This window comes from Cupriavidus sp. 05T313, assembly GCF_056396665.1.
Genome location: NZ_JBFTLX010000428.1, coordinates 1 through 5450 on the forward strand (window position 1 = coordinate 1; position 5450 = coordinate 5450).

General features: G+C 65.6%; 4 protein-coding genes, 1 tRNA gene and 1 pseudogene. 4 read left to right on the top strand and 2 right to left on the bottom strand.

Going from position 1 to position 5450, the window contains the following annotated elements; translation table 11 throughout:
• A partial coding sequence (locus AC1DKD_RS40275; RefSeq protein ID WP_477144654.1) for an 8-oxoguanine deaminase occupies positions 1–1244 on the bottom strand: 1244 nt, incomplete at its 3' end.
• A gap of 184 nt (positions 1245–1428) precedes the next feature.
• Positions 1429–2337 (bottom strand): LysR substrate-binding domain-containing protein, encoded by a 909-nt coding sequence (locus tag AC1DKD_RS40280; RefSeq protein WP_477110945.1) that lies wholly within the window; start codon positions 2335–2337, stop codon positions 1429–1431.
• Positions 2338–2708: 371 nt separating this feature from the next.
• On the opposite strand from AC1DKD_RS40280, the pseudogene AC1DKD_RS40285 reads away from it, so the two are divergent.
• The 4 genes and pseudogenes from AC1DKD_RS40285 to AC1DKD_RS40300 all read left to right on the top strand — a co-directional run.
• Positions 2709–3395: pseudogene (locus AC1DKD_RS40285) on the top strand (DUF2252 family protein).
• A 61-nt stretch (positions 3396–3456) separates the two neighbouring features.
• A tRNA-Lys gene (locus tag AC1DKD_RS40290) sits at positions 3457–3532 on the top strand.
• A 382-nt stretch (positions 3533–3914) separates the two neighbouring features.
• A complete protein-coding gene (locus AC1DKD_RS40295; protein ID WP_045240072.1) occupies positions 3915–4889 on the top strand; it encodes a tripartite tricarboxylate transporter substrate binding protein BugE in 975 nt (324 codons plus the stop codon).
• A 285-nt stretch (positions 4890–5174) separates the two neighbouring features.
• Positions 5175–5450, top strand: a 276-nt coding sequence (locus AC1DKD_RS40300) for a hypothetical protein (protein WP_477144655.1), incomplete at its 3' end; no start/stop codon positions are given.

Here is a 5450-nt window from a genome sequence, read left to right on the forward strand (position 1 = left end):
GTGCAGAACACCAGCGCCGCCACCGGATCGTGGCCCGCGCCGGCATAAGCCACCTGCCCCATGTCGAAGGCCACGAAGTCAGCCGACATGCCCGGCGCCAGGGCACCGATATCGTCGCGGCCCAGTACGCGCGCGCCGCCCAGGGTGGCAATCTCCAGTGCCTCGCGCGCGCTCATGGCGGCGGGCCCGTATCCTACCCGCTGCAACAGCATCGCCTGGCGCACCTCGCCCAGCATATGAGCACCATCGTTCGAAGCGCTGCCGTCCACCCCCAGGCCGACCGGCACGCCGGCATCGCGCATCGCGCGCACCGGCGCAATGCCTGAAGCCAGCCGCATATTGGAGCAAGGGCAATGGGCCACGCCCGTGCCGGTGCGGGCGAACAGCGCGATGCCTTCGTCGTCCAGCTTGACGCAGTGCGCGTGCCACACATCGGGTCCGACCCAGCCGAGTTCCTCGGCGTACTGCGCGGGCGTCAGGCCGAACTTCTCGCGCGAGTAGGCGATGTCGTTATCGTTCTCGGCAAGGTGGGTGTGCAGCGACACGCCATAGTTGCGCGCCAGCAGCGCCGACTCCCGCATCAGGTCGCGCGACACGGAAAACGGCGAGCATGGCGCCACCACCACGCGCAGCATGGCATGGCGCGAAGCGTCGTGGTATTGCTCGATCAGCCGCTGGCTGTCGCTCAGGATCGCCTGCTCCTCCTCCACCACCGAGTCGGGTGGCAGGCCGCCCTTGCTGCGGCCCACGCTCATCGATCCGCGCGCGGCATGGAAACGCATGCCCATTTGCGCCGCCGCCGCAATCGAATCGTCCAGGCGCGAGCCGTTGGGGTAAAGATAAAGATGGTCACTGGTGGTGGTGCAGCCGGATAGCATCAATTCCGCCATCGCGGTCCGGGTCGACACATCGATCATCTCCGGCGTCAGGTGCGACCACAACATATAGAGATTGCTCAGCCAGGAGAACAGCTCCGCGTCCTGCGCGGCCGGCACGGCGCGGGTCAGGCTCTGGTACATGTGGTGGTGCGTATTGACCAGACCCGGAATCACCACCTGGCCACTCATGTCGAGCACCTCAGCGCGGCCTTCGTCGATCAGCCGGCGGTATTCCTGCGGCAACTCGGCGCTGGCGCCCACCCATTCGATCGACGGGCCTTGGGCCACCAGCGCGCCGCCCGGAATCTCGCGGCGCTGCGCATCCATGGTGACCAGGATGTCTGCATTGATAAGGATGAGGGTCATGACGGGATCTTCGGATCAGGGGTGGATAGCGATGCTGCGCCGGGGCTGGCCGGCCGGCGTCGTATTGACCAGCCCAGACAGTCTAAGACGGCGGCGGCCAGCCGCAAAGCATCGAATTCCACCGACGGTGTACGCAAAAACAGCACAGCCACCGTGTTGCGCCAGGGCCTGGTCCAGCGGGCCGCTAGCGCAGGCTCCCAAACAGTTCCGCCAAACCTGCGCCGATCCGCTCCGCCATCAGACTCGCCGCCGGGCTCAGCGGGTTGCGCGCGCGCACCACCAGCCGCAACGTCTGGCACGGCAGCTTGCCGTCGCGCAAGGGCACCCATGCGAGCGCGCCGCGCGCGCGCTCCTCCAGCACATCGAGGGGGTTCAGGAAAGCGACGCCGGACCCAAGCATGACCAGGCGCCGCATCAATGCCGTCGAAGTGGTCTCGGTCACCGGCGACACCTCCATGGCCGCGCGCGCGAAGGCCTCGTCCAGGATGGCGCGGATCGACAGCGACGGCGCGGGGAGGATCACCGGGTAAGCCAGGCATTCACCTAGCAGCGCCGAAGGCTGCGCAGCCAACGCGTGCGAGGGCGAGACCACCGCGCCGATATGCCAGTCACTGCTGGCCAGGATGCGAAAGGCCGCGATGTCGGGCAGTTCGTAGGCGAGGCCGAGGTCGGCATCGCCGCGCTCGACGGTGCTGACGATGTCCACCACGGGCAGATCCAGCAGGCGCACCAGGATGCCCGGATATTGCTGGCGGAAGCCGTGCACCAGCGAAGGCATCAGCGACCCGGCCAGCCCCGCGGTCGTGGCGATTGTCACTTCGCCCTGGCGCACACCTTTGACGGCCGCGATACGGCTGCGCAAGAGCTCGTGCTCGCGCAGCGTCTGCCGCACGTGCGCCAGCACCATCTCGCCCAGCGGAGTCAGCCGGAGGCGTTTGTTGATGCGCTCGAACAGCGGTGCGCCCAGTTCAGTCTCCAGGTCCAGTATCTGCCGGTTGATCGCGCTCGGCGCCACGTGCAGATGCAGCGCGGCCTGGCGGATCGAACCGCGGTTCACCACCTCATCGAGGTAGCGCAGGACTCTGGCATGCATGACGGGCTCCGGATTCTGGCTCGACGCGGCAGCGGCGGCCGCGGACATGGAAGACGAGCGCATTGTAGCCGCTGGCCATGCGCGCCGGCCGCCCGCGGGCGAGTGACAATGGCAGCGAGCCGGCATGGCATGGAGTACGCTGACATCAGTTCGCCGGACGGCCGACGCTGCCAGCCCGGCCCTTTCCTCTTGCCAGCGCGCGACGCCCCCGACACCATGACATCCAAGACAAGCAACAAGAAGCCCGTTGCGAAGTCCGACAGGAAGACGCACCCGAAAGCCTCAGGCGGGGCCGCCGGCAAAGCCACCGGCAAGCGCAGCGGCAAACCTGGCCTGCCCGGCCCGGCCCGGCAAAGCGCGAGGATGAACTGATGCGGTGCCGGAACCTGAAGATGGCGCGCTCCGCCCACGCCTACGTGCGCGGCAATACGCGCAAGTTCTACGAGTGGCTGGCGGCCAGGCAGCCGCACGCGCTGCCCGAGGACCCGGAGATCTGGATCTGCGGCGACTGCCATGTGGGCAATCTCGGGCCGATCACGGATATCCCGTGAACGCCTGCGGGATACCACGCCTTCCATCCCGCTCGGCAAACGGTTCTGGCGGCTGGCCCCCACCGAGCGGCGCGAGATCGCCCACCTTGCCACGCTGCTGACCTCTCGCGACGAAGGCGCGCGCGTGGAGGTGATAGATGCCGCTTACTGGGTCAAGGGTTGCAGCTCCCTGGGCCGCCTGCGCTTCGCCGTGCTGCTGTCCGTTGACAGCAATGACAGCCCCGGCCCAGAAATCTGCCTGATCGACATCAAGGAGGCGGCGAAGGCAGCCGCACCGAGCTACCCCAAGGCCAGCATGCCGCACGACAACGGCGCGCGCGCCACGCGCGCCAGATGGATCTCGCCACCCAACGCGGCTGGCTAGCCGAACTGGCCCGCAACCGGTCAAAGCAACTCGATGCCCCGTCCTGGCTCTGGTCGAGCGTGCTGGGCCTGATAGCCAGCCACGAGGTCGGCTATCTCGAACACTGCCGCAAGTTCGCACTGGGCCAGACAGGGGGTCTTTGAAAAAACAGCAAAATAGGTATTGCGCAGTCACAATCGCCTAGCTATAATCTTGGACTTCGTTGGGGCGTTAGCTCAGTTGGTAGAGCAGCGGACTCTTAATCCGTAGGTCGAGTGTTCGAGTCACTCACGCCCCACCAGCGAATTCCAAAAAGCCGGAAGCAGCAATGCTTCCGGCTTTTTTCATTTCCATTTGGCTCATCGGCGCCCAAGCCGCGCAATGCAAGTTTCCGCGGCTGCCGATACGTTCGCCCTACCCGCTCCGCGCTGCGATCCATACGCGGGTTGATACCAATTCCGCCGGCCAAGCTTTCACGGTTGAATTGCGCCTGGAGCACATTGCGGAACATGGTTCCGCATCACGGAACCAGCCAAAAAACTCCAGCGTTCCGCGGCAGCCCTTGCCGCGGCAACGTTGCGGCGCGTCGGCGGGATAAACAAGGGCAACGTCGACGCAGATCGCCGCATCCCGCGCCTGGCCGAGCAGTCCGCTCACATACTTAGAACCCTCGGGAGCCTCTCTTGAAAGCAGTACTGAATGTTGGCAGCGCAGCCTGCCTGGCCCTCCTTGGCCTGTGCCACAGCGCCATGGCGCAAACCTATCCGAACAAGCCGATCCGCCTGATCGTGCCGTTCGCCGCTGGCGGCACCACGGATATCGTTGCCCGCGCGGTCTCCGACGGCATTGGCCGCGAACTTGGCCAGGTGGTGGTGGTGGAAAACCGCGGCGGCGGCGGCGGTGCGATCGGCGCCGATGCCCTCGCCAAGTCCGCGCCCGATGGCTACACGCTGGGTATCGCCACGGTGAGCACCATGGCGACCAACCCGGCTACCAACGCCCGCAACCCCTACGACCCGATCAAGGATTTCGCGCCCATTACCAACCTGGTCAATGTGCCGAACGTGCTGACGATCAACCCCAAGGTACCGGCCAAGAACCTGCAAGAGTTCATCGCGCTGGTCAAGGCCAACCCCGGCAAGTACAGCTACGCGTCGGCCGGCAAGGGCAGCATCTCCCATCTCGACGGCGAACTGTTCAAGTTCCTGACCAAGACGGATATGGTCCACATCCCCTATCGGGGATCGGGTCCGGCCCTGAACGACACGCTGGCGGGCCAGGTCAGCGGCCAGTTCGACAACCTGCCGTCGTCCATGCCGCATATCCAGGCTGGCAAGTTGCGCGCCCTCGCCGTGGCGGCGCCGAAGCGCGTGGAGGGCTTGCCTGACGTGCCGACGTTCGCCGAGGCCGGCATGAAGGACATGAACAACATGGCCTGGTATGGCCTGGTGGCGCCTGCCGGCACGCCTGCCGCGATCATCACCAAGGTCCATGACGCTGCCGTGAAGACGTTGCAGGATCCGAACGTGAAACGCCGCCTGGCCGAGAGCGGCGCCTATCCCGACGGCAACACGCCGCAGCAATACGCCGCGCAGATCAAGCGCGAACTGGACCTGCGCAAGAAGATCGCGCACGACCAGAACATTACGCTGGAATAAGGACCGGAGGGCCCGGCCGCCTGCGGCCGGGCCTTGCCGGGGCCAGTGCCTGCGGCTGTACTGTCACCCAGCCCCCCGTTCTCCCCTCCACGACTTTCCCCAGGAAGATGCCGCCGGACTTGATCTGGCTCAGAAGCCGCGCGGGCGCAAAGTGGTTCAATACAGTGGGAAGAAAGATTAACTTCGCAGGGTCATCCCAAGTCGGTAAAGTCTTCCGGTCAAACGACCATTTATGCGGCCATGCCCCCTGCCCGTGGCCACTACTCATTACTCACGAGGATGAATATGCGCAACAAGACCGTAGCCGCCCTGACGATCGCCGCCCTGACAGCCCTTGGCGGCGCGCAGCTGGCGCACGCCCAGAAGAACTACACGGAAGGCGGCGACCTTTACGGCGGCGCCCATGCGAACAAGACGGACCCCAATAAAAGCGCMGCAAAGKCCGGCAAGTTCGATCCGTACACCGATGGCGCGAAGAAATCGACCAAGTCGAACCTGAACGCTTCCGGCACCAAGAAGAAGGCCGATCCCTATACGGAAGGCGCCAAGGCCGGCAAGTTC